Source organism: Paraburkholderia sp. FW306-02-B (genome assembly GCF_058782725.1).
Genome location: NZ_JBYSXZ010000001.1, coordinates 2,026,120 through 2,052,292, shown reverse-complemented (window position 1 = coordinate 2,052,292; position 26,173 = coordinate 2,026,120). Strand labels below are relative to the sequence as shown.

Here is a 26,173-nt window from a genome sequence, read left to right as displayed (position 1 = left end):
AATCTACAACAGCGTTTTGTCGCATTTGGCCGCGCGCCGCCGAAATTTGCCATCTAAGATGGTAAATGTGCGCCGGCTGCGAACAGCGACGCCGTGCAGAGATTGAGCCGTCTTTTCGACGCGGGGACGGCACAGCGCCTGCTCCAGTGATAGCGCCGCATGAGTTTAGGAGGTCGGGCGATGAAAACCTCGACACTGATGACGATGGTGACGCTGTCGGCCTCGTGCTTTGCCGCGCCGGTTCATACTGCGACCGAGAGCACCACCGCCAATAGCCTTGCCGAACGCGCCAACGCTGCCCCCGTCGCCCCCGCGGCGCCGGACGTCGCTGCCACGGACGACAATCGTCCGCAACAATGGCAACATATCGCGCTGCCTAAGTCGCGACATCTGGATCGAAGCCTCACCGGGCAGGACGAGCGCCTCCAGACCTGACGGCGAGTTTTCGCGCCGTCCCGGTGCGGGCGTCAGCCCCGGGGTCGAACCTTCAGGCTTCAGGCGGTGTCCAGCGGGTGCTCGCCAGGTCTTACGCGTTTGACAGGCGACAAAATTCACATCGAAAAGAACAGGAGCGCCCGCATGACCACATCGGCTATTCCCGGCGAATCGATCGATTTGCAGATCACCGACATCCTGCGCGAAGTCCATTTCCCGACCAACAAGGACGCGCTCGTCGAGCTCGCTCGCGAAGCGGGCGCCAGCAACGAGGTGTTGTCGATGCTCGACGGTTTGCCGGAGCAGGACTATACGGACGTGGCATCCGTCACCCGTCTGATCGGCGGCAATTACGGGCCGGGTCTGGGCGCATGAGCGGGGAGCCGGCGTCGCCGCTGTTTTCGTGTTCATCAACCCGCTCATCTACCCGGAAGCCGGCCGCTGACTGGATCCATCGCGCGCCGCACTCGAGCGGCATCGAGCGTATCGAAGCCTTCTTTCATCACGCCGCTTACAACATGCACCGGCACGATACCTATGCGATCGGCCGCACGCTGGCGGGCGTGCAAAGTTTCCACTATCGCGGCAGCACCCGCAACAGCCTGCCAGGCGGCACCATGGTGCTGCATCCCGATGAGCCGCACGACGGCCAGGCCGGCACCGGCGAAGGCTTTCGCTACCGGATGATCTACGTCGACCCGGCGTTGTTCCAGCAGGCGCTCGGCGGCAAGCCGCTGCCGTTCCTCGAGGGCGGTTTGTCGAACGATCCGCGACTCTTCGCCGCCACCGAGAGCTTGCTGCGGACGATGGATTGCGCAATCGACTCGCTCGAACAGGACGACGCGCTCTACGATCTGGCCATCGCGCTCGACGCCGTGGCAGGCGCGCCGGCGACGCGCCGTCCGGTGGATTACCGCGCCGCCGAACAGGCGCGCGAATACCTGCTGGCGTCGCTCGATAGCGCGGTCACCCTGGATGAACTGGCGGCGGCCAGCGGACGCGACCGCTGGAGTTTGTCGCGGGATTTTCGCGCGCTGTTCGGCACCAGCCCGCACCGCTATCTGACCATGCGGCGTCTCGGTCTCGTGCGGCAGCTCGCGGTTCAAGGCGTATCGCTCGCCGATGCATCGGCGGCGGCCGGCTTCGCCGATCAGAGTCATATGACGCGGCACTTCAAGCGCGCATGGGGCGTGGCGCCCGCGCGCTGGCTGAAGATGCTGGGGCCTTTGACGGCCCGCTAACGGCGGGCGCCGGGCCGCTTCGCTCGATCTATTGCCGTCGCTATTACTACCGCTATTGCCGCTACCGAGGCGCGCGCACAAACGTACAAGACCGGCAGCGCCTCGCGCCCTACGCTGTCACCTGACAGTTCTCGCTCAGGAGGAGCCCGCAATGCCGAACGATCAAGCCATTCAACGGCCTTACCGCGCCATCAATTTCGCCGACAAGCTGAAGCTCTTCGACGACCAATGGCAACCGCGCGTGATCGCGGAAATGAACGACTATCAGTTCAAAGTGGTGCGGATCGAAGGCGACTTCACGTGGCATGAGCATGCCGACACCGACGAAACCTTCATCGTGCTCGACGGCCAGTTGCGCATCGACATGCGCGACGGAGCCGTGCTGCTGTCGACAGGGGAAATGTTCGTCGTACCGAAGGGCACGGAGCACAAGCCGTATGCCGAACATGAGGTCAAGCTGCTGCTGATCGAGCCGCGCGGCGTGAAAAACACGGGCGAGGAAATCAACGAACGAACCGCCGCGAACGACGTGTGGATTTAAGCCGGCGGATCAAGCCGGCGAAGCCGCCGCGATCCGTCCGCGCGATGGCTTGCGCAACGGCCGCGCCGCTTCATCGGACAAAGCCGGCACGGGTAGATCGTCTTCGGCATAAGCCGGCAGTCCGGCAAGCGCACGGGGCGGCGCAACGGTTCGCGGATCGCGCGCCTGTTCGTCGGCGTGCTGGAAATGTTCGACGAGATGGTCGATAAACGTGCGCACCTTCGCCGGCAAATGACGGCGGCTCGGATACGCAATCGTGATTTCGACCTGCGGCAGACGGTAGTCGCCAAGCAACGGCACCAGCCGCCCGGCCTCGAGATCACGGCCGATCAGATAGCTCGGCAAAATCGCCACGCCCATGCCCAGCAACGCGAACTGCCGCAACATCTCCGTATTGTTCGCCGCGATCGCATTGGTCGGCCGCACGCGCACCTCGCCGTCCGGTCCGGTGAATACGCGCTCGTCGCCGCCCTGCTCAGCCGGCCGGCTCAGACACGGATGCGCGCGCAGATGCTCAGGGTGGGTCGGCGTGCCATGCTGCGCCAGATATGCCGGGCTCGCGCAGACCGTCATGTAGCCGGTAGTCAAACGCCGCGTGACGATACTTGCGCTGCGCATCTGCCGCGCGACCAGAATGCCGACGTCGAAACCCTCTTCCACCAGATCGACATGACGATCGGCTAGCGTGACGTCAGGCATCACATCCGGATAGCGCTCGGCATATGACTGCACGACCGGCGCGAGACTGTGCAGGCCGAACACGACCGGCGCGACGATCCGCAACGTGCCGACAGGTTCGTGATTGCGCGCCACCACCATCTGCTCGACGCCTTCCAGGTCGTCGAGAATGTGGCGCACGCGTTCCAGATAGGTCGTGCCGGACTCGGTCAGTGAAAGACGGCGCGTGGTGCGATTGAGCAAACGGGTGCCGAGCCGCCCTTCCAGATCGGCGACGTGGCGTGTGACGACCGCAGTGGAAAGATCCAGCACGCCGGCCGCACGAACGAAACTGCCGAGATCGGCCACTTTGACGAACACGCGCATCGACTGCAATTGATTCATGGGACGACTCCTGCCACGGTAAAGCGGGCCGGCGGCATCGTGCCGCGCGTGTCGAGCCCAGGCGGCAAAGCGCGCTCAGGCTTGCCCAACGATCCGATTGTATCGACCCGACCATGTCCCAACCCTGACCTGGACATGACAAAACGGTCAGGTTCGCGATGCGCTCGCGACACGGTTGCAGCGTTTATCGCGGATTTTTACTAGGTATAAACCCTTAGATACTGGTAACATAGCGCCCGAAAGGAAATCATCGCTATGCCACATCGTTTTCAGCTTTTCGAAAAAATCGCGTTTTCGCTAGTGTGCTGGTCCGCTGCCGCCTGCTCGGCGTTCATCGCTTACGAGCGGTGCCCGGACATCAAGGTCGTTCTGCACGTCGGCGAAGAAATCCTGCGCTATAGCGGGCAATATTCGTTCGTCTGCGCGTCGCCGGCCGCGGATACCTGCGCGCAGTTGCCGACCAGCTAAGCCACACTCGTCAAGCCACACCAAGCCACTCGCACCGGACGGTAACCCCGGCGTGTCCGAGTCACGCCCTGCCGCTCACCATCACTACGCGTCGCGCCCAAACACCACGCGCGCGAAAAATCCCGCCAGCACCTTTTCCGCCATCTCAGCCGGCACGTTCTGCGGATCGACCGTGTGGAAGAACTGCACGCCGTCGCACAAACCCATCAAGCCCATCGCCAGTTCCTCGGCCGGCAACCGCAGCGGCGTGCCCACCCGCACCGAAAACTCGCGGATATACGCACTCAACTGCTCCAGCTTCTCGTGCATGAACGCGTTGAAGCGGATCCGGAAACGGCCGTCGCGCACCGCCAGCAGCTTCGCCTCGACCCACAGCAAAAAGCATTTGTTCTCGCGATGCAGGTTGCTGTAGTAGCTCAGCACGCGGCTTTCCATTTCCTCGCGCGATGCCGCGTTCTCGAAGATCGCCTGCAGACCCGCCTGCATCGCTTCGTGATCGCGCCGCAGTAATTCGAGGAACAGTTCGCTCTTGCTGCGGAAGTTCGAATAGAACGCCCCGCGCGTATAGCCTGCCGCCCCGGCAATGTCTTCGACACTCGCCGCAACGAAACCTTTCTTCATAAAAATTGCTTGCGCAGCGTCGAGCAGCCGCTGGCGCGTCTGGTCTTTGCTCTGTTCGCGTGTGAGTCGTTGGCGTTTCATGGCCGCAAGTCTAGCATCGAAAAGAATTCCAATTCATCTCGACATTCAAATACATGTGTGTATTAGAATACATTCCAGAATTCGAAGTCAAACGCGTATACCGGTTGCATAATCCGGCCTGCGCGTCGTAGCTGGCGGGCCGCTGCGGCTTGCCCTGTTAGTTCGCTGTCTCCAAGTTGGGGTAATCGTGAAGCGTCCCGGTCCTCCTGCATCGTCTGCGATGCGCCAGCAGTCCCATCGGTATGCCCGTGTGGCATGCGCGCTCGCGTTGGCCAGCGTCGTCACGCTCACCGCGTGCTCGAAGAAAGAGCCTGCCGCGCCGGCGCCGCGTCCGGTGGTCGCCGTCGCCGTGCATGCGGACGGCAGCGCCACGCCGGCGTCGTCGTTGCCCGGTGAAGTGCAATCGCGTTATGCGACGCCGCTGTCGTTTCGCGTCGGCGGCAAGATCGTCGAGCGGCGCGTACGGCTCGGCGATGTCGTGAAGAACGGGCAGATCGTGGCCCGGCTCGACCCGGCCGATGCACAGAAGAGCGCCGCCAGCGCGCAAGCGCAGCTCGCGGCCGCCGAGCACACGCTGGTTTATGCGAAGCAGCAGTTCGATCGCGACCAGGCACAGGCGAAAGAAAACCTGATCGCGCCGGCGCAACTCGAACAGACGACCAATGCCTACGCATCCGCCGTCGCACAGCGCGATCAGGCCGCGCAGCAGGCGGCTTTGTCGAAAGATCAGCTGCAGTACACCACGCTCGTTGCCGATCACGCCGGCGTGATCACTGCCGAACCGGCGGACACCGGCCAGAATGTGTCCGCGGGCCAGGCCGTCTACAACCTCGCGTGGAGCGGCGATATCGACGTGGTCTGCGATGTGCCGGAAAGCGCGCTAGCGGCGCTGTCGGTCGGGCAAACCGCCACGGTCACGCTGGCCGCACTGCCGGGGCGCAGCTTCAACGCGCGCGTGCGCGAACTGTCGCCCGCCGCCGATCCGCAAAGCCGCACCTATCGCGCCAAACTCACGCTCGACAATCCCGGTCCTGACGTGCGCCTCGGCATGACAGCCGATATCGCGCTGTCGCCCGCGAACGCGTCGGCGAATCAGAACAGCGTGTTCATCGTGCCCGCCACCGCGTTGTTCCACGACGGCATGCAGCCGGCTGTGTGGGTCGTGCGCGCAGGTAATAACGCTACTGCCGCCGATACGCTGGAACTGCGCCGGGTAACCGTGACGCGCTATAACGAACGCACGATCGCCATCGCCCGAGGCCTGAAGGACGGCGATCGTGTCGTGCTGCAAGGCGTGCACACGGTGACCGTCGGCGAGAAAGTCCGCGTGATCCCGCCGCTGCATCCCGAGGACTTCGCTTCATGAGCACGACGCCTGAAGAAGGACGCTTCAACCTGTCCGCATGGGCGCTGCGCCATCAGGCGCTGGTCGTCTTCCTGATCGCGCTCTCGACCGCATTCGGCATCCTCGCCTACACGCGCCTCGCGCAATCCGAAGACCCGCCCTTCACGTTCCGCGTCATGGTGATCCGCACCTTCTGGCCCGGCGCGACCGCGCGCCAGATGCAGGAACAGGTCACCGACCGCATCGGCCGGAAATTGCAGGAAACACCCGCGATCGATTTCGTGCGCAGTTACTCGCGCCCCGGCGAATCGCTGATGTTTTTCACGATGAAAGACTCCGCGCCGGTGAAGGATGTGCCGCAAACCTGGTATCAGGTGCGCAAGAAAGTCGGCGATATCGCGGCGACGTTGCCGCCGGGCATTCAAGGCCCGTTCTTCAACGACGAATTCGGCGACGTCTACACCAACATCTACACGCTCGAAGGCGACGGTTTTTCCGCCGCGCAACTGCACGACTACGCGGATCAGTTGCGCACGGTGCTGCTGCGCGTGCCGGGCGTCGGCAAGGTCGATTACGTCGGCGACCCGGACCAGCACATCTACATCGAGATCGCCAACACGCAGCTCACGCGCCTCGGCATCTCGCCGCAGCAGCTCGCCCAGGCGATCAATTCACAGAACAGCGTCTCGCCGGCCGGCACGCTGACCACCACCGACGATCGCGTGTTCGTGCGCCCCACCGGCCAGTTCAAGGACGTCGCCGCGCTCGCCGACACGCTGATCCGCATCAACAACCGCTCGTTCCGTCTCGGCGACATCGCGACGATCAAACGCGGCTACGACGACCCGGTCGCCACGCAAATGCGCTTCGGCGGCAAGGCTGTGCTCGGCATCGGCGTGACGATGCAACCGGGCGGCGATGTGATTCGTCTGGGCAAGGCACTCGATCAGGAAACGCTCCGGTTGCGCAAATACCTGCCCGCCGGCTTGAATCTCGTCGAAGTGTCGAGCATGCCGCACGCGGTCGCGCGCTCGGTCGACGACTTTCTCGAAGCGGTCGCCGAGGCCATCGCGATCGTGCTGGTGGTGAGCCTCGTGTCGTTGGGCATGCGCACCGGCATGGTGGTCGTGATCTCGATTCCGGTGGTGCTCGCGGTCACGGCGCTGTGCATGTATCTGTTCGATATCGGCTTGCACAAAGTGTCGCTCGGCACGCTGGTGCTGGCGCTGGGGCTCCTGGTCGACGACGCGATCATCGCGGTCGAAATGATGTCAGTGAAGCTCGAGCAAGGCTGGAACCGCACGCGCGCCGCGGCCTACGCGTACACCAGCACCGCGTTCCCGATGCTGACCGGCACGCTGGTGACCGTGTCGGGTTTCCTGCCGATCGCGCTCGCGAAATCGAGCACCGGCGAGTACACGCGTTCGATCTTCGAAGTGTCGGCGATCGCGCTGATCGCTTCATGGCTCGCGGCGGTGGTGCTGATTCCGCTGCTCGGCTATCACATGCTGCCGGAGCGCAAACGCGAGGCACATGAGACGCATCTTCCAGACGATCACGAACACGACATTTACGACACGCGCTTCTACACGCGCCTGCGCGGCTGGATCAGCTGGTGTATCGAGCGGCGCTTTGTCGTGCTGGCAATCACCGTCGCACTGTTCATTGTGGCGATGGCGGGCTTTACGCTGGTGCCGCAGCAGTTCTTCCCGAGCTCGGATCGTCCTGAGTTGCTGGTGGATGTGCGCCTGCCTGAAGGCGCGTCGTTCGAAGCGACCTTGCGTCAGGCGCAGCGCCTGGAAAAGGCCCTGGTGGGCCGCGCCGAAATCGATCACACGGTGGACTTCGTCGGCACCGGCGCGCCGCGTTTTTATCTGCCGCTCGATCAGCAATTGCCGCAGCCGAACTTCGCGCAGTTCGTGATCACGGCGAAGTCCGTCAAGGATCGCGAGAAACTCGCGCAGTGGCTCGAAACGGAGCTGCGCAACCAGTTTCCGACGATCCGCACACGCCTGTCGCGTCTGGAGAATGGGCCTCCGGTCGGCTATCCGGTGCAGTTCCGCGTGAGCGGCGACGATATCGCCACCGTGCGCTCGATCGCCGAGCGCGTCGCCGCGACGATGCGCGCCGACCGCCGCACCAACAACGTCCAGTTCGACTGGGACGAGCCGGCCGAACGCTCGGTACGCTTCGAAGTCGATCAGAAGAAAGCGCGCGAACTCGGCGTGAGCTCCGAAGACGTGTCGAGCTTCCTCGCGATGACGCTGTCCGGCTACACGGTCACGCAGTACCGCGAACGCGACAAGCTGATCAGCGTGGATCTGCGCGCGCCGAAATCGGAACGTGTCGACCCCGCACAACTCCTGACGCTGGCGATGCCGACACCGAACGGCCCGGTGCCGCTCGGCACACTCGGTCATCTGCGCAACGATCTGGAATACGGCGTGATCTGGGAGCGCGACCGGCAACCGACGATTACCGTCCAATCCGACGTCATGGCCGGTGCGCAAGGGATCGACGTCACGCATGCCGTCGATAAAGCGTTGAGCCAGATTCGCGACTCACTGCCGGTCGGCTACCGGATCGAAGTGGGCGGCTCGGTGGAGGAAAGCGGCAAGGGTCAGACGTCGATCAACGCGCAGATGCCGATCATGGTCATCGCGGTGCTGACGCTGTTGATGATCCAGTTGCAGAGCTTCGCACGCGTGTTGATGGTGGTGCTGACCGCTCCGCTCGGCCTGATTGGCGTGGTGTTGACGCTGCTGCTGTTCGGCAAGCCGTTCGGTTTCGTCGCGATGCTCGGCGTGATCGCGATGTTCGGCATCATCATGCGCAACTCGGTGATTCTGGTCGACCAGATCGAGCAGGACATCGCGGCCGGGTATAAACGCTTCGACGCGATCGTCGGCGCGACCGTGCGGCGTTTCCGGCCGATCACGCTGACTGCCGCGGCCGCCGTGCTCGCGCTGATTCCGCTGTTGCGCTCGAATTTCTTCGGCCCGATGGCTACCGCGCTGATGGGCGGCATCACGAGCGCGACCATCCTCACGCTGTTCTATCTGCCCGCGCTGTACGCCGTGTCGTTCAGCGTGCGTGGCGATGAGCGCGAACCGCCGGCGCCGTCCGGCGCGACGCATACGGGGAATTGATCATGGTTACTTTCGCATTCCCTCGACACTTGCGCATCACGACCCTCGGCTGCGCCACACTGGCGCTGGCCGCCTGCTCGTTCGGACCGAACGGCGAGCCGCCCGCGATGCCGCAACCGGCGCACTACGGCGCCGAAGCGCAACCGGCGCAAACCGCGTCCGCGCAAGGCGTCGCGCAGCAGTTCGCGGTCGGCGCGAAGCCCGTGCCCGAATGGTGGAAGCTTTATCAATCGGATGCGCTTAACGCGCTGGTCGATGAAGGTTTGCGCAACAGCCCGACGCTGGCCGCCACCGACAAGAGCCTCGCCGCCGCACGCGAGCAACTGCGCGCGCAGATCGGCAGTTCGATGCTGCCGACCATCGATGCGGGCGGCCAGGCGACCCGCAATCGCGCGCTCGCGATTCCCGAGGCCGGCCCGAATACATTCCTGTACAACGTGTTCGTTGGCCAGTTGCAGGCGCACTACACGTTCGATCTGTTTGGCGCGGCACGGCTCGCGGATGCCGCGCTTGCGGCACGCGTGAACGTGCAGGCGTATCAATTCGATGCCGCGCGCCGCGCGCTGGCTGCCAACATCGTCACGGCGGCGATCACCAGTGCGGCGTTGCACGCGCAAATCGACACGACCGAACGGCTGGTGGCGCTCGCCAACGATCAGGCACGCGATACGCAGCGGCGCTACGCGCTCGGCGCGGTCCCGCACGCCGACCAGTTAAACGCGCAACAGAGCGCGGCGAGTTTGTCCGCCAGCTTGCCGGGCCTGAAGCAGCAATGGCTGACGACACGTCACGCGCTCGCCGTGCTGCTCGGCCGCACGCCGGACGCCGCGCCAGACGACCTCGATCTGGCGCAACTGCATGTGCCCGAACAGGTGCCGGTGGTGGTGCCGTCCGAGTTGCTGCGCACGCGCCCCGACATCCAGGCCGCGGACGCCGCGTTGAAGGCGGCGGCGGCCGATGTCGGCGTTGCGACGGCGCAGATGTTCCCGAGTTTGTCGCTGAGCGCGTCGATGGGACAAGGCGGGTTTAGCTGGCCGGTGGCGCTTTCCGGCGCGGGCGCGATATGGAGTATCGGCGCGTCGCTTTCACAGCCGCTGTTTCATGGCGGCGCGCTGTTCGCGCAGCGCCGCGCGGCGGTGGACACGTATGACGCCACGGTTTCGCAATACAAGCAAACCGTGCTGAGCGCGTTTCAGAACGTCGCCGATACCCTGGCCGCACTCCAGCACGACGCGCAAGCACTCGATGCGGCGAACCTCGGGGCGCGTTCGGCGCAAGGGATTTTCGAGGAGACGTCGGGGCGCTATCGGCTGGGCGCCGTGCCGGTATCCTCGACCCGTTCGAGCGAGCAGCAGTTTCGTAACGCTCAGCTCGATGAGATCCGCTATACCAGCGCGCGGCTGACGGATACGGCGGCGTTGTTTCAGGCGATGGGGAATCCGCCAGTAGAATCCGCGCCGTCTGCTTCGACGGCGAATACGAGCGTTTCTAACTAAACCTGGGATTCCATACTTAAGTCCGTGTAGTTATCCCCAGTTTTTGTTGATGAGGCTGTTGAAAACTATCTGACAAGCGGGCTAACACGTTGAACGCACTCAGATTTCGGATCGCGGTGCGGAATGAGCAAGAGGGCACTGCACGTGCCTCTTGTCGCCAGTTGAAGCCGTTGGCATGCCTCAACGTTATCCCCAGTTTGTGTTGACAGGGTTGTTGATAACTATGGGGTTGTGCGCTTAAGTGCTTGATGCGAATCGGTTTGTTGTTCGCGGTGCCCGCGAATGCAATGGCGGGACGCCGATGGGCGCCGCGGGTCGGCCCTTTGTGGGGTGGTTTGCTTATCCACAGATTTTGTTGAAAGGCCTGTTGATAAGATTTGGACATGGTGGGTAAGTGCTTGAAGGGGCGCTGGATTCGGGTCCAGGTGTTTTTTGCGCGTAGCGCCTGATTGGGGTGTTTGCCTTCGGCGTTGGTGTTTGCCTGGGTTTTTTTGCCTGCGCGGCGCTTTGGTTGTTGTGCCTGCGGCGGTGGCCTTTCCTTGCTTTCTTATTGGTTTATTAGCGTTCCCCCTGTGCGGGGGGCACCTACTTTTCTTTGCCTGCCGCAAAGAAAAGTAGGCAAAAGAAAGCGGCTTTACACCGCCAGCTCTTAAGCGGGTCCCCTGGCTTGGAGGAGATAGTGGAGCATCTGGAATCTGTGTTCCCGCACACTCCGCGCTGGTGACAAGGCAGTCATCCTTCCGGCGGCGCTGCGCGCGCCGTAGCGGTACTTCTCAAAACCGATGGGGTGTATGCGCTTCCGGCGTCATTCTTCCCGCCTCGCACTGCGTGCTCGCCGGAACCGTCCGCCACGAAAACCAGCGGCTTCGCTTGTGCGCGGTGGGGGCCATCGGCTTCGCCTCGGCGAAGCGTGCAAGTGTGCGAGTGCGGACCACTACTCCAAGTGAGACGCTAGCGCCTCGGCGAGGCATTAGGAACGCAAGGGCGAGCCGCCGCGCCGAGGAAAACACAAGCGCCAGACCGACGGCCGGTTTGATGAAGTACCGCAGGGTGCCAAACACGGCGGGCGGTTTGATGAAGTACCGCCACGGCGCGCGCAGCGCCGCCGGAAGTATGACTGCCTTGTCACCAGCGCAGAGTGTGCGAGAACACCGATTCCAGATGCTCCACTGCCCCCTCCAAGCCAGGAGACCCGCTTAAGAACTAGCGGTTTGAGCCGCTTTCTTTTGCCTACTTTTCTTTGCGGCAGGCAAAGAAAAGTAGGTGCTCCCCCGCACAGGGGGAACGCTAATAGACCAATAACAAAACAAGGAAAGGCCACCGCCGTAGGCACACAGCTAAAAAGCGCCGAGCAGTCAAACAGCACAGGGGAAACGCTAATAAACCAATAACAAAGCAAGGAAAGGCCACCGCCGCAGGCACAACAACCCTAGCGCCGCGCAGGCAAAAAAGCTCAATAAACCCCTGCTTCCCCCACAGGCCGATTCTTAAACCTTTTGTGAACCCAATAATATTGATCAGGAATCCGTCGCACTTGCGTCTCGAGAAACGCGGTAATGCGCCGCGCGTCCACAGCGGCATCATCGGAAGGAAAATCGCTTAGCGCATCAAAAATAGTCAGCTTATAGCCCCGATAGTCCGGCAGCACTTCGGTAACAAACGGCACCACACGCGCATTACCCGCGCGTGCCAACCGTGAAACGGACGTCAAGGTACATGCCGGCACACCAAAAAACGGCACAAACACCGAATCCCGCAGCCCAAAATCCATATCAGCAGCCAGCATCACTGGCTTACCCTCCCGCAGCACCCGCAACGCGCGCCGCACACTATCGCTGCGCGGAATCATCTCGGTACCGAAGCGCCCGCGCTGCCGCTTGGCCATTGCGTCCAACAACAGGTTCGACATCGGCGTGTACAACGAAGCGACCGGGTGCCGCGTCGAATACATCATGCAGCCCGCCTCGATGCCGACAAAATGGAAGCCGACAAAAATCGTCGGCTGAGCCTGCATGTCGTCGAGATCGATCGCGCTCTCCACTTCGACGAGGCGCTCGATCGCCTGGGCATTGCCGAACCATTGCGGCCCGCGCTCGACATAGCTGCGGATCACATGACAGAAATGCGCACGCGCAAGGCGTTCGCGTGCCTCGTCGCTCATGTCCGGGAAACACAGTTTGAGATTGGTATGAACAACACGCCGGCGTGCGCTCGGAATGCGATACAGCAGCGCGCCGATTCCGGTGCCGATCCGCGCGACGACGCTGTACGGCAGGAAAGCAAACGCCCGCAGCAGCCCCGTCATCAGCCAGATGAGTATTCGACTTTTCATGAGTTAGACCCGGTGGATGCAGGATGGCAAACACGCCAGCCGCAGCAGCACGACAACTGCTGACGGACGAAGTGGCTCGCGCTCGCGTCATACCGGGTCTCGCGCGGCGCGTGATTCAAAGATGGACGTCTCGCTCACGGCGAGACGTAACGGTGCTGGAAGCCGAGACCGGTTAGGAATCGAGCGTCTCTGTGGGACCCATAAAAGCACTGCAGGCGTGATTAAAACACACCGCGCAGGGCCACGACAAAAATCTGCAGGTCTCGCCGCCCGCAAACGCCCGCCAGGCAATGGCGCGCACGCTTACTTATTATTACGGCGTCCGAGCCATCGTGACCCGAACGCGCGCTCTATCAAGGTTTGTTCGATTCGAACAGGTCCAGGATCTGTTTCTTTTCGTTCGACGAAACGCTCGGCGGCGGCACCGCCGGCGGAGTCATACCCGCCGGACCCACGCCGCCGACCGCATCGCTCACACCAGCAGTCGGATTCGCCGAGTCCAGACCGATGCTCGCGACAAAGCCATTGCCAGGCGTCATGTCGGTGTAGAACAGTTCGCCGTCGACCACCGACACGCCGTCCGGCTGCGCCGGTTCGCCCTCCGGCACGCCGCGCAACGCGCGCTGCATGTACTCGACCCAGATCGGCAACGCAAGCTGCGCGCCGAATTCGCGGCTGCCAAGGCTCTTCGGCTGGTCGTAACCCATCCACGCGACCGCCACCAGCGATTGCTGATAGCCGGCAAACCAGCCGTCCTTCGCGTCGTTGGTGGTACCGGTTTTGCCCTGCAGGTCCGAACGATGCAGCGCGTTGGTGCCCGCACCCGTGCCTGCCGTCGCGACCGAATGCAGCAGGCTGTTCACGATGTACGCGTTACGCGGTTCGAGCGTGCGCGGCGCATCGCGCCCGGCGGTCAGCGGCTGAGCTTTGGACAGCGGTTCGCCGCGCGCGTCGGTGACCTCGTTGATCAGATACGGATTGATCCGGTAGCCGCCGTTCGCGAACACCGAATACGCACCGGCGGATTGCAGCGGCGTGACGAGCCCCGCGCCGAGCGCCATCGGCAGATACGGCGGGGTCTTGTCGGCGTCGAAACCGAAACGCTGCGTAACGAAGTCTTGCGCGTACCTGGTGCCGATGAACGACAGGATGCGGATCGACACCAGGTTCTTCGACTTCTGCAGCGCGAGGCGCATCGGCATCGGCCCGTCCGGCTGGTCGTCGTCCTTAGGCTCCCACGCGTCGCCTCCCGGCGTGCTTGGCGGGAACGACAGCGGCGCGTCGTTGATGATCGTCGCCGGTCCGAGGCCCTTGTCCAGCGCCGCCGAATAGATAAACGGCTTGAAGCTCGAACCCGGCTGACGCCAGGCTTGCGTCACGTGATTGAACTTGTTCTTGTTGAAGTCGAAGCCGCCCACCAGCGCGCGGATCGCGCCGTCCTGCGGCGTCAGCGAGATCAGTGCGCCTTCCACTTGCGGCAATTGCGTGATCTGCCAGTTGCCTTTGTCGTCGGCAACGACGCGCACGATCGAGCCCGGCTTGATCTTCGTGGCCGCCGCCGCGCGCGCGCTCAGCGCGCCGGCCGCGAAGCGCAAGCCGTCGCCGCTGATCGTCGCTTCTGTACCGTCGACCAGTTGCGCCTTCACCTGTTTCGGACTCGCGTCCGTCACCACGGCGGCGATGATCTCGCCGTTATCGGGGTGGTCGGTCAGCGCGTCGTCAATCGTCTGATCGCGGTCGTCGCCCGGTGCGGGCAATGGCACGAAGCCTTCCGGCCCGCGATAGCCATGGCGCCGCTCGTAATCCATCACGCCCTTGCGCACCGCGCGATAAGCGGCGTCCTGGTCGGCGGAATCGATCGTGGTGGTGACGTTCAGTCCGCGCGTATAGGTTTCGTCCTTGTACTGCGCGTACATCATCTGCCGGACCATTTCGGCGATGTACTCGGCGTGCACGCTGTATTCGTTGCCCGGGTTCCGGGTGTGAATCTCTTCCTTGACGGCCTGGTCGTACTGGTCCTGGCTGATGTATTTCAGTTCGAGCATGCGCTTCAGGATGTATTCCTGACGGATCTTCGCGCGCTTCGGGTTGACCACCGGGTTGTACGCGGACGGCGCCTTCGGCAAGCCGGCCAGCATCGCCGATTCCGCGAGCGTGATGTCCTTCAGGTCCTTGCCGAAATACACCCGTGCGGCCGCGGCGAAACCATACGCGCGCTCGCCCAGGTAGATCTGGTTCATGTACAACTCGAGGATCTGATCCTTGGTCAGCGCGCGCTCGATCTTGTACGCCAGCAACATCTCGTAGATCTTGCGCGTGTAGGTCTTCTCGCTCGACAGGAAGAAATTGCGCGCCACCTGCATCGTGATCGTGCTCGCGCCTTGCGAGGCGCCGCCGTGCATCAGGTCGGCGGTGCCCGCGCGCAGAATGCCCAGGAAGTCGACGCCGCCATGCTCGTAGAAACGATAGTCTTCGATCGCCAGTACGGCCTTCTTCATCTGGTCGGGAATGTCCTGGAAGCGCACGATGCTGCGCCGCTCCTCGCCGAACTCGCCGATCAGCACGTGATCCGCGGTGTAGACCCGCAGCGGCACTTTCGGGCGATAGTCGGTCAGTGCGTCGAGCGACGGCAGTTGCGGCCCCATCACCACCAGCGCATAACCGACGATCAACGCGCCGACCACGGCGATCGTCGCCAGCAAGCCGACGAACCAGAGCACGATGGACGCGCCGAACGAGCGGCGGCCGTCCTCGGCGTCGCGCGAAGCAGCGTTGCGTCCTGGAGTGCGGTGGTAGGAAGCCCGGTCTTCACCAGCCGGAGAATTTGAAGGATGCGGTCGTTTGATGATTGGCATGACTGGAATAGTGGGCGCGTAACTGAACGCCTTCTGCGCACGCTCCTCGCGCGCGCATGGATCGGTCGTAGCGTCGTAGCGTGAGGACGCCGTTGCCGCATGCTTGCCGCAGCGCGAACCCATGGCCCACGGCACCGGCAGAATACGCGGCAAAAAACGACAAAAACAAATGGATTGCATGAGACGCAAAACACCATGCGGCCCTACGCCCCCGAGCGGCCGTACAGCGCGCGTCGGACGGTGTCCGGCGCAACGTAACAGCGCATTTTAAAGAAATCAAGCGCCGTCCAAGACAGTTTTTTTGTAAGAATTCCCTTCGCGCTGCTTGCTTTACACATATCGCGGGGGCCGCGCCGGTGTTCGGCGCCGCCGGCCCGGGTTATCAACAGAAAATGTTGAAAGGCCTGGGGACAAGCCCGCCGGAAACACTACAACTCATTGATGTGGCGGCATTTTCATGCCGCGCCCGTTTCGCATCGGCGCGACTCGTCATATGATGGACCCGGCGCATGAGTCGCCACCGACGCGCGCGAACGGCATACGCCAAACGCACGCGATAAACCGCCAATGCCAACAAGTACGCGAGCCGACCATGAACAAGCCCAGCGAACGCATCGTCGTATTCGTCACGACCGCGCAGAAACGCGCGATCACCGCCACCGCCGAGAACCTGGGCATTAGCGTCAGCGAACTGATGCGGCGCGCTGTGCTGAGCTTCGGGGCGACCAGCGAACAGGTGAAAGCGGCCAGTATCGTCGACCGGCTGCGCGCGCCGCGCGAGCCGGACGCGCTGAACGCCGCGCTGCAACGGGTCGCGCGCGGCACGCGGCACGCCCGGGCGGCGCAGCCCGCAGCCTTGCAAACGCGCCGCGGCAGTCAGTTAGCCGCGCCAGCCGATGGCACGGCCGCGCCGGGACTCGATGGATTGGGGCGCGCAACTGCAGCGGCAGACCCTGCGCCGTTGTTGCCGGCCGGGGTATCGGCGGCCCTCGCCGCCGCTGCCGACGAAGAAGCCACTGCAGCAGCCGAGGCCGTGGCCCGCGTCACAGCCGCCAAGGCGGCGGTTGCGGAATCTGCGCCGGGGCAAGCGGCCGCGGAGGACGCGCCAACGCAAGCGCAGCCGCTCAGCGTGCTCAAGCGCCCGCGCATCGACGCCGCTCGCGACGAAAACAATCCGCACGGCGATCCAAGCACCGAAGGTAGCCGCTTCGCCTGAAAGGCGTTATGCGGAAACGACGCGGCGAGAATCAGCGGTTGCGCATCATGACATTGCCAAGCTTTCGGCATTGCAAGGTGACGCACTCACAAACCGCATAGGCCGGCAGTTGCGAAACCCTGGCGGTGCACGCGCCAGGGTGCCTCCATGCGCGGCACACATCCCGCATGAGTGCACGCTTCCCCTCCGCACGCGACGACTGCCCAAGCGCGCCTCGCGCTCCATCCACATTTCACATTTCGCATTTCACATTCGCGACACCCTTTGCGAGCAGAGTTCGCGATTACGTCATCATGCCCTTTAAGCCGTTTTTAAGAGATTGCGTGGTGTAATATCCGCGAGCGACTGAATTCCCGTCGCGCGTTTTAACTGTTGGGGGCTGTTTGCAAAGCCGATTTGCAAACCTGGTTTGCAAATTCGAACAATTTACGGCGCCGCTATTGCAATCAGCGTATGCGCCCCGAACTCCGGGGCGACTGCATGCGCAGCTTCGCACGCAGCGGCGTAAAGTAGCAGTTGAAAGCAGTTAAGCGCGCCGGATTATTCAGCGCCGATTACATTCTTTGGAGGTTTTCATGTCGCTTTTTGACAGCATTTCGCGCACGCTTAAAGGTCTCCTGAACGACGCAGCCGATTCGGTGCAAGACCCGTCGCGCGACTCGCGCCAGATCGTGCGCGAACTCGACGAGAGCATCGCTAAAGCTGAGAACTCGCTGATCGAGATTCAGGCGCAGGTCGCCACCCAGCAAAGCAAGCGCGATGTTGCCGCGGACAAGGCGAGGAAGTACGAAGACGGCGCGAGGCGCGCGCTGCAATCCGGCGACGAAGCGCTGGCGCGTGAAGCCCTCGGCGCGCAAGCCACAGCCGAAACCGAACGCGATGCGCTCGCTAAGGAACTGACCACGCTGGAACCGTCGGTCGAACAGTTGAAGAGCCAGATCGAAGACATGCGCGGCCGTCGTAACGACCTGAACGCACGCTCGAACATTCTGCAAGCCAAGCAGCAGATCGCCCAGGCCAAGGATGTCGCGGCAACCGCGTTGGGCGGTATCGGCGGCAAGAATCTGTCCGAAGATTTCCAGAAGCTGGAAGATAAAGTCGCGCTGTCGAATGCCCGTTCCGACGCGCGCCTGACTTCGGCTGACGTGAAGAGCGGCAAGGCGCTCGACGACAAGCTCGCGGATCTGAACCGCGGCCCGTCGGTCGAAGACCGGCTCGAAGCGTTGAAGAAACAGATCAATACGCCGGCCCAGTAACGGCGTCGGCAGTATCGCGTTGAAGTAGTTCGCAGTATGCGCGTCAAGCAGCGTCGGCATGGTGCGCGGCGCTGCAGGTTTCACCGGCGTTCCGGGTGTATACCGGCATACCCGCCGGCATACCCGCCGACACACCCGCCACATGCGCTGTTACCGGTGCGCCGGCGGTCCGGCCGCCGGGCCGCTGGAATCGATTGCCAAGGAGACGGGCGCGCAGCGCCCGGCCCGTATATGAAAAAATTTCTCGCAACCGCGTTCGCCTCACTGCTGCTGGTGTCAGCCGCGGCGTTCGCTGTACCGACGGTTCAGCAGATCGAATCCGCGATGGCGCAAGGCAACTGGCAACAAGCCGACGCAGGCTTGAGCGAAGTGCTGCAAGCGCATCCGAACAATGCTCGCGCGCACTATCTGTACAGCCAGGTGCTCGATCGCGAAGGCCGTTCCGCCGACGCGCTCGCCCAGGTGCAACAGGCCAAGACACTCGACCCGCAAATCCGCTTCACCGACCCGACCCGTTTCGCGCAAACCGAAGCGCGGATCCGCAAGAACGCGGAACGCGCCGGCGGCGGTGGCGGCAACGTCGCGAGCCGCGCGGCCAACCCGTTCGTGCAACAGAATGCACCGGCCGTGCAGCAACAGTCGGCGATGGTGCCGCAGGCGCCGCAACGGCATGGTCCGGGGATCGGCATGTGGATCGGCATCCTCCTCGTCATCGGAGTGATTGCGCTGGTGCTGCGCTGGACCCTGCGCCGCGCCCGCTCGCAAGACGATTCGCGCGCCGACGACGATCGTCGCGTGCAACTCAAACGCGCGACCGAGATGCTGAACGCGGTGCGTTCCTTGAAGCTCGACGTGAAGCTCTCCACCGTGCAAGGGCATGAAGCGCTGGAGAAGGAAGTCGAAGCGACCGAAGATCAGTTGCGTGGCCTCGTGGAAACGCTGTCGAACAGCAAGAATCCGGTGCCGCCGTATCAGCTGGACGAACTGGAGCAGCGTATCGCGAGCATGCGCGCACGCGCTGAGGGACGGCCCGATCCGAATGCGGCACCTGCCGCGAGCGCGCAGCAGTCGCCGTATGCGCAGGAAGCCGAGCGTTTCGGCAATCCGCCGCAAGCGCCCTATCCGCAACAAGGCCCTTATCAGCAACAACCGCAGGTGATCGTGCAGCAAGGCGGCGGTGGTTTCGGCGGCGGCATGGGCGGTTTGCTGACCGGTGTGCTGCTCGGCGAAGCACTGAATTCCGGACGTGAGCGCGTGGTGGAGCGCGATGTGATCGTCGACGACGAAACACGTCGCCGCGGCAAAGACGATGGTAATGGCGGCGTCGATTTCGGCCAGGGTTCGAACGACTGGAGCGATAACAGCGGCGGCGTCGATATGGGCAGCAACGACGACTCCGGCGGCTGGAGCGATACCTGACCTGCCCCTTCGCTACACCACAATGAAAACGGGCTCCTTCACGGAGCCTGTTTTTTTACGCCTTCTTGCTACGCCCTCGCCGCTTCATGTTGCGCGAGCAGCACTGACCCCGCGAACAACCTGACGATAAAACGCTCCGCATATGCGATCAGCGCTTCCCGGCGCGCGGCATTCGCGGCGATGTATTCATCCGACAGATGAAACAGTTGCAGCACGATCTGCGTGCAGACTTCATCGACGGTTTCGCGGGCAAGCGCCGGCATCAGATTCAATTGCACGACGTCGTCCGCCATTTCCGCCGACACCTCGTGGAGATTCGCGCGCACCGCTTCGCGCAGCGCCGGCGACGTGCCGTGATACTCGGCTAGCGCACTGCGGAACGCTTCGCGGCTTTCCAGGGCGAACTCGAAGAACGCGACGCACGCACGGCGCGGCACGCTATGCGGCTCGTCGTGCGCGGCCAGCCAGCGCTCGCGCCGCAGCATCGGCCGCAAGCGGCGGCTCACCGATTCGACCGCTTCGCGCGCGAGGTCGTCGAGCGTGTCGAAATGACGATAGAACGTGTTGGGATTCAACCCCGCCTCGCGCGCCAGCTCGCGCAAACCCAGGCTCGCAAAACTGCGGCCTCCCGCGGTCAGGCGCAACGCGGCTTCGATCAGCTTGCGCTTGCCGGGCGCCAATTCCTGTCCGGCTGTGGCGCCGTGCTCGGCGAGAAGCGCCGCTTCGGGTACGGATGTCATGAGGTTTCAATCAGGGCGCGGCACGCGCGTTTAATAGCGGTACTCTAAACGATCTTGACGCGAAGTGTACAGTTGTCTACCCTGCGCGTTATGCAGCAGTAGACACCTGTAGACATTCGAATTCTGCAGACCCCTTTTGCACACCTTTGCCCAACGCCGGAGACCCGCTGTGACGCCTGCCTCATCTGCCATGCCACGCATTGCCATTGTCGGAAGCGGTTTCGCGGGCATCGGCATGGCGATCCGTCTTCACCAGATGGGGATCACGTCGTTTACTGTTTACGAGGCGGCCGGCGACATCGGCGGCACGTGGCGCGACAACACGTATCCCGGCGCGGCCTGCGATGTGCCGTCGCATCTGTATTCGTTTTCTTTCGAGCCTAACCCGGCGTGGTCGCGCGCATTCGGTAGCCAGGCCGAGATTTTCGCGTACCTGAAGCATTGCGCGCGCAAGTATGGCGTCGATCGTTTCGTGCGTTGCAACGCGCGCGTGGCCGCCGCGCGTTTCGATGAAGCGCGGCAAGTATGGCAAGTCGAGATCGATTCGAACGGCGTGCGCGAAAGCATCGAAGCCGACGTGGTGATCGCCGCGAGCGGTCCGTTGTCGCGGCCGGCCATGCCGCAAATTGCCGGGTTCGAGCGCTTCGAAGGCAAGCTGTTTCACTCGGCGCGCTGGGACCATGCGTATCCGCTCGAAGGCAAGCGCGTCGCGGTTATCGGCACCGGCGCGAGCGCGATCCAGTTCGTGCCGCGGATCCAGCCGCGCGTCGCGCGGCTCGAACTGTTCCAGCGTACCGCGCCCTGGATCATGCCGAAACCCGACAAGCCAATTGGCCCGCGCGCGCGTTGGCTGTTCCACCATCTGCCGTTCACGCAGCTTTTCGTGCGCAATGCCATCTACTGGCAACTCGAATCGCGCGCGATCGCGTTCGTCGTCAATCCGAAGCTGACGAAGTTTCCGATGAAGTTCGGCCTGAGCTATCTGGAGCGGCGCGTCAAGGATCCGGCGCTGCGCGCGAAGCTGACGCCGAACCACCGGTTCGGCTGCAAGCGCGTGCTGCTGTCAAGCGACTACTATCCGGCGCTCGGTCAGCCGAACGTCGATGTGGTGACGGCCGGCATCCGCGAGATCGTCGCTGACGGCATCGTGACCAGCGACGGCGTGCATCACCCTGCCGACGCGATCATCTGCGGCACGGGCTTCCAGGTCAACGACGTCGGCGCGCCGTTTGACGTGACCGGCATCGACGGCGCCGATCTCGGCGCAATGTGGCTGCGCGACGGCCCGCAAGCGTATCTCGGCACCAGCATCGCCGACTTCCCGAACTTCTTCATGATGGCCGGCCCGAACACCGGCCTCGGTCACAACTCGATGATCTACATGATCGAGTCGCAGGTGCAATACATCGCCGATTGCCTGCGCGTGCTGCGCCGGCGTAACGCACGCACGATGAATCTGCGGCCCGACGTGCAGCGCGACTTCAACGCGCGTTTGCAGAAGGAGATGCAGCACTCCGTCTGGACGAGCGGCTGCCATAGCTGGTATCAGACCAGGAGCGGCAAGGTGACCGCGATCTGGCCGGGCTTCACGTTCAGTTTCCGCAAGCGCACGCGCCGCGTGCGGCCGCGCGATTACCGCTTTGCACGTTGATGCGCCGGGATGTCGCTCGCGGCTGAGGGGCCGCTCGTCGACGCTGCAGCCGCGATCCAACTCGAACTAAAAAGGGAGACAAAACCATGGCAAGCCTGGAACCCGCTACACCTGCTACACCTGCGGCGGCCGCCGCATCCGCGCCGCTGCCGCCGCGCTCGCTCGCCGCGCGTCTCGGCATCACCAGCGTGCCGCGCGCCGAATTACAGCGGCGCTATACGCAAAGCGGTTCGAAGTTCGTCAAGATCATGGGCGCCGACGTGCACTACGTCGATGAAGGCAGCGGCGACACGATCGTGATGATTCACGGTTTCGCGTCTTCGCTGCATACGTGGAATCGGGTCGCCGACGAACTCAAGGGCGCGCATCGCGTGATCCGCCTCGATCTGCCGCCGTTCGGCGTGACAGGCCCGCTGCGCTCGACCTCGGGCGAGATCGAAACGATGAATCTGCCGACCTACCGGCGCTTCATCGACACGTTCATGCAGGCGCTCGGCATCTCGCGCGCGACGCTGATCGGCAACTCGCTGGGCGGCCTGATTTCGTGGGACTACGCGGTGCGCCATCGCGAGGCCGTCGAACGGCTGGTGCTGATCGACTCGGCCGGGTTTCCGATGAAGCTGCCGATTTACATCGGTCTTTTCAACAGCGCGCTGGTACGAATCAGTTCGCCGTGGTGGCTGCCCGAAGCCATTATCAGGAGCGCGGTGCGCAACGTGTATGGCGATCCGCGCCGGCTCGACACGGTGACGCTGCGGCGTTACATCGAATTTTTCCACGGCGAAGGCACACGCGCGGCGATCGGCAAGATGGTGCCGACGCTCGATTTCAAGGATGTCGATACCGACGTGCTGAAGACGCTCGACGTGCCGTCGCTGGTGCTGTGGGGTGCGAAGGACCGCTGGTTTCCGCCCGCGCACGCGGCGGAGTTCGCGAGCCGTATTCCGGGCGCCAGGTCGGTGATGTATCCAGAACTCGGCCACATCCCGATGGAAGAAGCGTCCGAGCGTGTGATGGTCGATCTGCGCGCGTTTCTCGGCGCCAGTGCCACGAGGGCCGCGGCTACTGCGGCTACGGCAAGCGCGAGCCGCTCGCCGGTTTGATGCGGCTTTCCGGGTCTGCCTGAAACAACGGACGCATGACCGCGTGCGTCTGTCGCACGCGGCGCATTGAACCATCACCCGTTGGCGTTGGGGTAGCCGACATAAACACGCGTCGCGTACGCGAAGTCGACTGTGCCGTTTTGCGCGGTGCTGTCGAACAGTTCGCGCAGCGCGGCCATCATCGGCTCATAGTTCGTATGCCCCGCTTTCGGCGCATACGACGACGACATCAAGCGCCCCTTCAGGCCTTCAAAGTCCAGTTGCTGCCCGTTCGGGAAGCTCGCCTTGTATGCGAAGCCGTCGCCGAACCATGCGGCCATCGATTCGTCGTCGCCATAGCGCTCCGCCACCGCCGTGTAGTCGACGCCGTACTTTTTCAGCAGCGCCTCGAAGCCGACCAGAAACGGCGTGCCCTCCACCAGGCGGCTGTTCCAGAACAGCGCGACCAGACCCTCCGGCTTCAGGATGCGTGCAAACTCGCGGCTCACCACTGCGTGATCGAACCAGTGGAAGGCCTGGGCGGCGATCACGAGCTCGACGCTGGCGTCGTCGAGCGTAGTAGCTTCCGCAGTGCCCGCTACGCTGCGGAAATCGCCCCGCCCCGCGAGCCACGCGTCCGATGCTTCGCGCATCGCCTGATTCGGTTCGACCGCGATCACCGGATGGCCTGCGTCGAGAAACAGCTTCGCTGAGATGCCCGTGCCGGCGCCGATATCGGCCACCAGCGCGTGAGGCGCAACCCCGCAGGTGTCGTGCAGGAACCTCACGACTTCGCGCGGATAGCTCGGCCGGTACTTGACGTAGTCCGCGACACGGTCGGTGAAACGCTGGGTTGAATCGCTCATGGGCGCGTCCTGTGCGAGCTTTGGGGAGGGTTTTACGTTACCCGAGTTGAACAGCCGGTGCATGACGATGCGCTTTCAACCGCCGCCGAGCAAGCGCAACAGGCCCCAGAAAAATTTGCAGAGCGTCACGATCAGCTCCCACAGGTGGTAGAGCTGCTGCCAGCCCGAGACGCGCGCGAAGGAGTCGATCATGGGTCGCCGGTGAGAGGAAGATGGCTGAGGGGAATGGCTGGGGCCGGGGCAGCAATGTGCGGGGCCGCGCGGGCTGTGCCGGTGTCGGTCGTCTAGCACAGGTACCGCGCGTCGGGCCACGCCGGCGCCCCGCCGAATCCCACATCATAACGACCGCGGGATACCCCGTATCAAGTCGACTGCGAGTTTGCCGTAAATGCCTTGAGAAGACGCGGCATCCGTGGGGGATGACCGTGCTGATCGACTGCTCCAACCGCGCCATCAAGGAGACACGACCATGACGCGCTTCAGCTTTCGCCGGGCCGGCCGTTCGCAGACGGTGGTCGGCGACATAGCCGCGCAAGCGGGCAAACTGGGCATTGAAATCTGCGACGTATCGGGCCACGTCGAAGAAGTCGCCGCGCGCGTGCAGCGTCAGGCACAGGTATGCCGCACGCTGCGCGAGTCCGCCGCTCAGACGCTCGCGGGCAACCACCGCATTGCCGCCGCTGCGCGCGAAATGCGCAGCGTATCGGCCGAAGCCGCGACCGGCGTGCAGGAATCGCAGCAGACGCTGGAAGCGTCGCTGGCCGACATCCACGGGCTCGTTGAAGGCGTAACGGTGATCGAGAGCCAGATCGGCGCGCTGCGCAGCGCGCTTGCGCATGTGAGCCGCGTCTCCGAGGAGATTTCGCTGATTGCGCGCCAAACGCATCTGCTGGCGCTGAACGCTGCGATCGAAGCCGCGCGCGCCGGCGACTCCGGCAAGAGTTTCGCGGTGGTGGCGGCCGAGGTGAAGAACCTGTCGGCGAAGACCGCGCAGGCGACCGGCCAGATCGAAACGACGCTGGCACAGTTGACCCGGCAGACCGAGCAGTTGATCAGCGAAGGCTCGGTGAACACAGCGCGGGCGCACCGGGTACGCGAGGGCACGCGCAAGATCGGCGACGTCGTGCATGCGACGGGCGATGCGATTGCGCAGCTCAACAACGAGGCTGGGCAGATTGCCCTGTTGACCGGCGAGATCGAGACGCAATGCGACGGACTCGAGGCGCAGGTGCTGGAGATGGCGACGGGCGTCGAGAATTCGAGCGAGAACTTCGTGCAGGCGAAGGATCGGCTGGGGAATTTGCTGAGTGTTTCCGAGACGTTGATCGAACTGACTGCTGCGACCGGTGTGGAGACGGCGGACACGCGGTTTATCGAAGCGGTGCAGCAGGCCGCGGCTGCGGTGGGCAAGTTATTCGAAACGGCTGTGGCCCGGGGCGAAGTGTCGATTGAAGATCTGTTCGATCAGAATTATATGCCTGTGGCTGGGAGCAATCCTGCTCAGTTCGTTACACGGTTTACTGCTTTTACTGACCGGGTTTTGCCGGCTATTCAGGAGCCTTTGCTCGAGCTCGATCCACGGGTCGCGTTTTGTGCCGCTGTCGATGTGCGCGGCTATCTGCCTACCCATAATCTGAAGTTTTCTTTGCCGCAGCGCGAGGATGTGGTCTGGAATATGGCTAACTGCCGGAATCGACGGATGTTCGATGATCGTACCGGGCTTGCTGCTGCTTCTCATACCAAGAGGTTTTTGTTGCAGACCTATCGGCGCGATATGGGCGGTGGCCAGTTTGTTTTGATGAAGGATGCGTCGGCACCTGTGTTTGTTGCCGGACGGCATTGGGGTGGGGTTCGGATTGGTTATAAGGTTTAAGGTTTTTTTGCGCGTAGCGCGTGGTTGGGGTGTTTGCCTGCGGCGGTGGCTTTTTCTTTTTCTATTGGTTTATTAGCGTTCCCCCTGTGCTGTTTGCCTGCTCGGCGCTTCTGGTTGTACGCCTGCGGCGTTGGCTTTTTCTTTTTCTATTGGTTTATTAGCGTCGCCCCTGTGCGGGGCGGCACCTACTTTTCTTTGCCTGCCGCAAAGAAAAGTAGGCAAAAGAAAGCGGCTCAAACCGCCAGCGCTTAAGCGGGTCCCCTGGCTTGGAGGGGGTAGTGGAGCATCTGGAATCGGTGTTCTCGCGCACTCCGTGCTGGTGACAAGGCCGTCATCCTTCCGGCGGCGCTGCGCGCGCCGTAGCGGTACTTCACAAAACCAATAGCGGATACGCGCTTCCGGCGTCATTCTTGCGACTCCGTACTACGTGCACGCCGGAACGGT

At 63.2% G+C, this 26,173-nt stretch carries 21 protein-coding genes; 15 read left to right on the top strand and 6 right to left on the bottom strand.

Features of this window, described 5'->3' with window-relative positions; translation table 11 throughout:
* Positions 1-180 precede the first annotated feature (180 nt).
* The 4 genes from AC3WOG_RS09035 to AC3WOG_RS09020 all read left to right on the top strand — a co-directional run bounded on the left by AC3WOG_RS09035 (position 181) and on the right by AC3WOG_RS09020 (position 2,217).
* The gene (locus AC3WOG_RS09035; protein WP_492577662.1) at positions 181-435 is read left to right on the top strand and encodes a hypothetical protein; all 255 of its coding nucleotides are present in this window, start codon (positions 181-183) and stop codon (positions 433-435) included.
* A 144-nt stretch (positions 436-579) separates the two neighbouring features.
* On the top strand, positions 580-810 hold the full coding sequence (locus AC3WOG_RS09030; protein WP_492577660.1) for a DUF2795 domain-containing protein: 231 nt from the start codon (positions 580-582) through the stop codon (positions 808-810).
* Complete coding sequence (locus AC3WOG_RS09025; protein WP_492577659.1) at positions 807-1,676, top strand: AraC family transcriptional regulator; 870 nt, start codon at positions 807-809, stop codon at positions 1,674-1,676. Before AC3WOG_RS09030 ends, AC3WOG_RS09025 begins: the two co-directional genes overlap by 4 nt.
* 151 nt (positions 1,677-1,827) lie before the next feature.
* Positions 1,828-2,217, top strand: a complete 390-nt coding sequence (locus AC3WOG_RS09020; RefSeq protein WP_492577658.1) for a cupin domain-containing protein — start codon at positions 1,828-1,830, stop codon at positions 2,215-2,217.
* A gap of 9 nt (positions 2,218-2,226) precedes the next feature.
* Here AC3WOG_RS09020 and AC3WOG_RS09015 read toward each other — a convergent pair whose 3' ends face one another.
* On the bottom strand, positions 2,227-3,279 hold the full coding sequence (locus tag AC3WOG_RS09015; RefSeq protein WP_492577657.1) for a LysR family transcriptional regulator: 1,053 nt from the start codon (positions 3,277-3,279) through the stop codon (positions 2,227-2,229).
* 255 nt (positions 3,280-3,534) lie between these two features.
* On the opposite strand from AC3WOG_RS09015, the gene AC3WOG_RS09010 reads away from it, so the two are divergent.
* The gene (locus tag AC3WOG_RS09010; protein ID WP_492577656.1) at positions 3,535-3,747 is read left to right on the top strand and encodes a hypothetical protein; all 213 of its coding nucleotides are present in this window, start codon (positions 3,535-3,537) and stop codon (positions 3,745-3,747) included.
* An 84-nt stretch (positions 3,748-3,831) separates the two neighbouring features.
* On the opposite strand, the gene AC3WOG_RS09005 is transcribed toward AC3WOG_RS09010, so the two are convergent.
* A complete protein-coding gene (locus AC3WOG_RS09005; protein WP_492577655.1) occupies positions 3,832-4,449 on the bottom strand; it encodes a TetR/AcrR family transcriptional regulator in 618 nt (205 codons plus the stop codon).
* 220 nt (positions 4,450-4,669) lie between these two features.
* Between AC3WOG_RS09005 and AC3WOG_RS09000 the strand changes: the two genes are divergently transcribed.
* The 3 genes from AC3WOG_RS09000 to AC3WOG_RS08990 are packed head-to-tail and all read left to right on the top strand — an operon-like array spanning position 4,670 to position 10,439.
* Positions 4,670-5,815: an efflux RND transporter periplasmic adaptor subunit gene (locus AC3WOG_RS09000; protein ID WP_492577654.1), complete on the top strand. Its 1,146-nt coding sequence runs from the start codon at positions 4,670-4,672 to the stop codon at positions 5,813-5,815.
* On the top strand, positions 5,812-8,943 hold the full coding sequence (locus AC3WOG_RS08995; RefSeq protein WP_492577653.1) for an efflux RND transporter permease subunit: 3,132 nt from the start codon (positions 5,812-5,814) through the stop codon (positions 8,941-8,943). Before AC3WOG_RS09000 ends, AC3WOG_RS08995 begins: the two co-directional genes overlap by 4 nt.
* 2 nt (positions 8,944-8,945) lie before the next feature.
* Positions 8,946-10,439 (top strand): efflux transporter outer membrane subunit, encoded by a 1,494-nt coding sequence (locus tag AC3WOG_RS08990; RefSeq protein ID WP_492577652.1) that lies wholly within the window; start codon positions 8,946-8,948, stop codon positions 10,437-10,439.
* Positions 10,440-11,892: 1,453 nt separating this feature from the next.
* On the opposite strand, the gene AC3WOG_RS08985 is transcribed toward AC3WOG_RS08990, so the two are convergent.
* Entirely contained in the window at positions 11,893-12,714 is an 822-nt protein-coding gene (locus tag AC3WOG_RS08985) for a lipid A biosynthesis lauroyl acyltransferase (RefSeq protein WP_492579747.1), read from the bottom strand.
* Between AC3WOG_RS08985 and AC3WOG_RS08980 the strand changes: the two genes are divergently transcribed.
* Positions 12,628-12,834, top strand: coding sequence for a hypothetical protein (locus tag AC3WOG_RS08980; RefSeq protein WP_492579862.1), 207 nt, complete (start codon positions 12,628-12,630; stop codon positions 12,832-12,834). The two genes, AC3WOG_RS08985 and AC3WOG_RS08980, sit on opposite strands and share 87 nt — an antisense overlap.
* A 290-nt stretch (positions 12,835-13,124) precedes the next feature.
* Here the strand turns inward: AC3WOG_RS08980 and AC3WOG_RS08975 are convergent, their stop codons facing one another.
* A complete protein-coding gene (locus AC3WOG_RS08975) occupies positions 13,125-15,626 on the bottom strand; it encodes a penicillin-binding protein 1A (RefSeq protein ID WP_492579746.1) in 2,502 nt (833 codons plus the stop codon).
* A 592-nt stretch (positions 15,627-16,218) separates the two neighbouring features.
* On the opposite strand from AC3WOG_RS08975, the gene AC3WOG_RS08970 reads away from it, so the two are divergent.
* From AC3WOG_RS08970 to AC3WOG_RS08960, 3 genes are all read left to right on the top strand, one after another.
* Positions 16,219-16,842, top strand: a complete 624-nt coding sequence (locus AC3WOG_RS08970; RefSeq protein ID WP_492577651.1) for a hypothetical protein — start codon at positions 16,219-16,221, stop codon at positions 16,840-16,842.
* Positions 16,843-17,417: 575 nt separating this feature from the next.
* Complete coding sequence (locus AC3WOG_RS08965; protein ID WP_492577650.1) at positions 17,418-18,098, top strand: PspA/IM30 family protein; 681 nt, start codon at positions 17,418-17,420, stop codon at positions 18,096-18,098.
* A gap of 231 nt (positions 18,099-18,329) precedes the next feature.
* The gene (locus AC3WOG_RS08960; protein ID WP_492577649.1) at positions 18,330-19,517 is read left to right on the top strand and encodes a tetratricopeptide repeat protein; all 1,188 of its coding nucleotides are present in this window, start codon (positions 18,330-18,332) and stop codon (positions 19,515-19,517) included.
* Between the two features lie 68 nt (positions 19,518-19,585).
* Here AC3WOG_RS08960 and AC3WOG_RS08955 read toward each other — a convergent pair whose 3' ends face one another.
* On the bottom strand, positions 19,586-20,257 hold the full coding sequence (locus AC3WOG_RS08955; protein ID WP_492577648.1) for a TetR family transcriptional regulator: 672 nt from the start codon (positions 20,255-20,257) through the stop codon (positions 19,586-19,588).
* Positions 20,258-20,447: 190 nt separating this feature from the next.
* Here AC3WOG_RS08955 and AC3WOG_RS08950 point away from each other — a divergent pair, with 190 nt between their 5' ends.
* Positions 20,448-21,908 carry a flavin-containing monooxygenase gene (locus tag AC3WOG_RS08950; protein ID WP_492579745.1) on the top strand — a complete coding sequence of 487 codons (1,461 nt, stop codon included), beginning with the start codon at positions 20,448-20,450 and terminating at the stop codon, positions 21,906-21,908.
* Between the two features lie 86 nt (positions 21,909-21,994).
* Positions 21,995-23,011: an alpha/beta fold hydrolase gene (locus AC3WOG_RS08945; RefSeq protein ID WP_492577647.1), complete on the top strand. Its 1,017-nt coding sequence runs from the start codon at positions 21,995-21,997 to the stop codon at positions 23,009-23,011.
* A 74-nt stretch (positions 23,012-23,085) separates the two neighbouring features.
* Here AC3WOG_RS08945 and AC3WOG_RS08940 read toward each other — a convergent pair whose 3' ends face one another.
* Entirely contained in the window at positions 23,086-23,856 is a 771-nt protein-coding gene (locus AC3WOG_RS08940; RefSeq protein ID WP_492577646.1) for a class I SAM-dependent methyltransferase, read from the bottom strand.
* 469 nt (positions 23,857-24,325) lie between these two features.
* On the opposite strand from AC3WOG_RS08940, the gene AC3WOG_RS08935 reads away from it, so the two are divergent.
* On the top strand, positions 24,326-25,729 hold the full coding sequence (locus AC3WOG_RS08935) for a methyl-accepting chemotaxis protein (protein WP_492577645.1): 1,404 nt from the start codon (positions 24,326-24,328) through the stop codon (positions 25,727-25,729).
* Positions 25,730-26,173 lie beyond the last annotated feature (444 nt).

What these genes read in the sequence shown, in the direction of transcription:
- AC3WOG_RS09035 (WP_492577662.1), top strand. Translation starts at nt 181, where the DNA reads ATGAAAACCTCGACACTGATGACGATGGTGACGCTGTCGGCCTCGTGC.
- AC3WOG_RS09030 (WP_492577660.1), top strand. Translation starts at nt 580, where the DNA reads ATGACCACATCGGCTATTCCCGGCGAATCGATCGATTTGCAGATCACC.
- AC3WOG_RS09025 (WP_492577659.1), top strand. Translation starts at nt 807, where the DNA reads ATGAGCGGGGAGCCGGCGTCGCCGCTGTTTTCGTGTTCATCAACCCGC.
- AC3WOG_RS09020 (WP_492577658.1), top strand. Translation starts at nt 1,828, where the DNA reads ATGCCGAACGATCAAGCCATTCAACGGCCTTACCGCGCCATCAATTTC.
- AC3WOG_RS09015 (WP_492577657.1), bottom strand. Translation starts at nt 3,279, where the DNA reads ATGAATCAATTGCAGTCGATGCGCGTGTTCGTCAAAGTGGCCGATCTC.
- AC3WOG_RS09010 (WP_492577656.1), top strand. Translation starts at nt 3,535, where the DNA reads ATGCCACATCGTTTTCAGCTTTTCGAAAAAATCGCGTTTTCGCTAGTG.
- AC3WOG_RS09005 (WP_492577655.1), bottom strand. Translation starts at nt 4,449, where the DNA reads ATGAAACGCCAACGACTCACACGCGAACAGAGCAAAGACCAGACGCGC.
- AC3WOG_RS09000 (WP_492577654.1), top strand. Translation starts at nt 4,670, where the DNA reads ATGCGCCAGCAGTCCCATCGGTATGCCCGTGTGGCATGCGCGCTCGCG.
- AC3WOG_RS08995 (WP_492577653.1), top strand. Translation starts at nt 5,812, where the DNA reads ATGAGCACGACGCCTGAAGAAGGACGCTTCAACCTGTCCGCATGGGCG.
- AC3WOG_RS08990 (WP_492577652.1), top strand. Translation starts at nt 8,946, where the DNA reads ATGGTTACTTTCGCATTCCCTCGACACTTGCGCATCACGACCCTCGGC.
- AC3WOG_RS08980 (WP_492579862.1), top strand. Translation starts at nt 12,628, where the DNA reads ATGAACAACACGCCGGCGTGCGCTCGGAATGCGATACAGCAGCGCGCC.
- AC3WOG_RS08975 (WP_492579746.1), bottom strand. Translation starts at nt 15,626, where the DNA reads ATGCCAATCATCAAACGACCGCATCCTTCAAATTCTCCGGCTGGTGAA.
- AC3WOG_RS08970 (WP_492577651.1), top strand. Translation starts at nt 16,219, where the DNA reads ATGAACAAGCCCAGCGAACGCATCGTCGTATTCGTCACGACCGCGCAG.
- AC3WOG_RS08965 (WP_492577650.1), top strand. Translation starts at nt 17,418, where the DNA reads ATGTCGCTTTTTGACAGCATTTCGCGCACGCTTAAAGGTCTCCTGAAC.
- AC3WOG_RS08960 (WP_492577649.1), top strand. Translation starts at nt 18,330, where the DNA reads ATGAAAAAATTTCTCGCAACCGCGTTCGCCTCACTGCTGCTGGTGTCA.
- AC3WOG_RS08955 (WP_492577648.1), bottom strand. Translation starts at nt 20,257, where the DNA reads ATGACATCCGTACCCGAAGCGGCGCTTCTCGCCGAGCACGGCGCCACA.
- AC3WOG_RS08950 (WP_492579745.1), top strand. Translation starts at nt 20,448, where the DNA reads ATGCCACGCATTGCCATTGTCGGAAGCGGTTTCGCGGGCATCGGCATG.
- AC3WOG_RS08945 (WP_492577647.1), top strand. Translation starts at nt 21,995, where the DNA reads ATGGCAAGCCTGGAACCCGCTACACCTGCTACACCTGCGGCGGCCGCC.
- AC3WOG_RS08940 (WP_492577646.1), bottom strand. Translation starts at nt 23,856, where the DNA reads ATGAGCGATTCAACCCAGCGTTTCACCGACCGTGTCGCGGACTACGTC.
- AC3WOG_RS08935 (WP_492577645.1), top strand. Translation starts at nt 24,326, where the DNA reads ATGACGCGCTTCAGCTTTCGCCGGGCCGGCCGTTCGCAGACGGTGGTC.